This window comes from Burkholderia paludis (assembly GCF_000732615.1).
GTDB lineage: Bacteria > Pseudomonadota > Gammaproteobacteria > Burkholderiales > Burkholderiaceae > Burkholderia > Burkholderia paludis.
Map to the genome: position 1 here is coordinate 1 of NZ_JPGL01000143.1, position 2,165 is coordinate 2,165.

A 2,165-nucleotide genomic window follows, 5' to 3' on the forward strand; every position below is an offset into this window, starting at 1 on the left:
GTGCGCTACAACGGCTACACGGCGGCCGACATCAACGGCGGCCCGGCGCCGGGCTTCTCGTCGGGCCAGGCGCAGGCCGCGATCGAGCGCATCGCGCATGAAACGCTGCCGCGCGGCGTGCGCTTCGAGTGGACCGACCTCACGTATCAGCAGATCCTTGCAGGCGATTCGGCGATGTATGTGTTCCCGATCAGCGTGCTGCTCGTGTTCCTCGTGCTCGCCGCGCTGTACGAAAGCCTGACGCTGCCGCTCGCGGTGATCCTGATCGTGCCGATGAGCATCCTGTCGGCGCTCACGGGCGTGTGGCTCACGCAGGGCGACAACAACATCTTCACGCAGATCGGCCTGATGGTGCTGGTGGGGCTGTCCGCAAAGAACGCGATCCTGATCGTCGAATTCGCGCGCGAACTCGAACACGACGGCAGGACGCCGCTCGAGGCCGCGATCGAGGCGAGCCGGCTGCGGCTGCGCCCGATCCTGATGACGTCGATCGCCTTCATCATGGGCGTCGTGCCGCTCGTCACGTCGACCGGTGCGGGTTCGGAGATGCGTCATGCGATGGGGGTCGCGGTGTTCTTCGGGATGCTCGGCGTGACGCTGTTCGGGTTGATGCTGACGCCGGTGTTCTACGTCGTGTTGCGTACGCTGGCGGGCGGCAAGATCCACGTCGCCGGCAAGGACTCGGCCGGCTACGGCGTGCCGGCCCAGGGCGTACCGGCTTCGGATGCTTGAGGATAACAAGATGGACAACATGCACAACACGAACGGCCTGATGCGCTTCGCGAAGGTGGCGGCCGCGAGCACCCTGCTCGCGACGCTGCTCGCCGCGTGCGCGGTGGGCCCCGACTACAAGCGCCCGGACGCGGCCACGCCCGCCGCGTTCAAGGAAGCGCCGACGCTCGCCGCGGGCGAGCAGGCCGGCACGTGGAAGACGGCCGAGCCGGCGGACGGCGCGCATCGCGGCGAGTGGTGGAAGGTGTTCGGCGACCCGGTGCTCGATGCGCTCGAGGCGCAGGCGCTCGCCGCGAACCAGAACCTGAAGGCCGCGGCTGCTCGCGTCGAGGAAGCGCGTGCGGCGACGCGTACCGCGCGTTCGCAATGGTTCCCGCAGATCGGCGCCGGCTTCGGGCCGACGCGCGAAGGGCTGTCGTCGGCGTCGCAGTTCCAGCCGCAGGGCACGGGGCCGACCAACGCGACGCTGTGGCGCGCGCAGGGCACCGCCTCGTACGAGGCCGACCTGTTCGGCCGCGTCGGCCGCAACGTCGAGGCGTCGCGCGCCGACCAGGCGCAGAGCGAGGCGCTGTTCCGTTCGGTGCAGCTCTCGCTGCAGGCGGACGTCGCGCAGAACTACTTCGAACTGCGGCAGCTCGATTCGGACCAGGACCTGTACCGCCGCACGGTGGAGTTGCGCGAGCAGGCGCTGAAGCTCGTGCAGCGCCGCTTCAACGAGGGCGACATCAGCGAGCTCGACGTGTCTCGCGCGAAGAACGAGCTGGCGAGCGCGCAGGCCGATGCGGTTGGCGTCGCGCGCCGGCGCGCGGCGTCCGAGCATGCGCTCGCGATCCTGCTCGGCAAGGCGCCGGCGGATTTCGCGTTCAAGGAAGCGCCGATCGTGCCGGTGGCGGTGAAGATTCCGCCGGGCCTGCCGTCGGCGCTGCTCGAACGCCGGCCGGACGTGTCGGCGGCCGAGCGCGCGATGGCGGCCGCGAACGCGCGGATCGGCCTCGCGAAGTCGGCGTACTTCCCGAAGCTCGATATCACGGGTGCGTTCGGGTATGAGGCGTCGACGCTCGGCAACCTGTTCCTGTGGTCGAGCCGCACGTTCCTGCTCGGGCCGTTCGCCGGCACCGCGCTGACGCTGCCGCTGTTCGACGGCGGGCGCCGTGCGGCGGGCGTGCAGCAGGCGCGCGCGCAGTACGACGAGCAGGTCGCGAACTACCGGCAGCAGGTGCTCGTCGCGTTCCGCGAGGTGGAGGACAACCTCGCCGACCTGCGCCTGCTCGACGACCAGATCCGTGCGCAGGATGCGGCCGTCAACGCGTCGCGCCGTGCGGCGACGCTGTCGCGCACGCAGTACCAGGAAGGCGAGGTCGCGTATCTCGACGTGATCGACAGCGAGCGCTCGGTGCTGCAGTCGCAGTTGCAGGCGAACCAGTTGACCGGCG

Annotated in this window: 2 protein-coding genes; both read left to right on the forward strand. The window is 70.0% G+C overall.

Going from position 1 to position 2,165, the window contains the following annotated elements; genetic code table 11:
- Positions 1-732: efflux RND transporter permease subunit (locus GQ56_RS0138835; RefSeq protein ID WP_152602016.1), on the forward strand; the 732-nt coding region annotated here is incomplete at its 5' end.
- A 10-nt stretch (positions 733-742) separates the two neighbouring features.
- On the forward strand, positions 743-2,165 hold a 1,423-nt coding region (opcM, locus tag GQ56_RS0138840), incomplete at its 3' end, for a multidrug efflux transporter outer membrane subunit OpcM (RefSeq protein ID WP_031403750.1).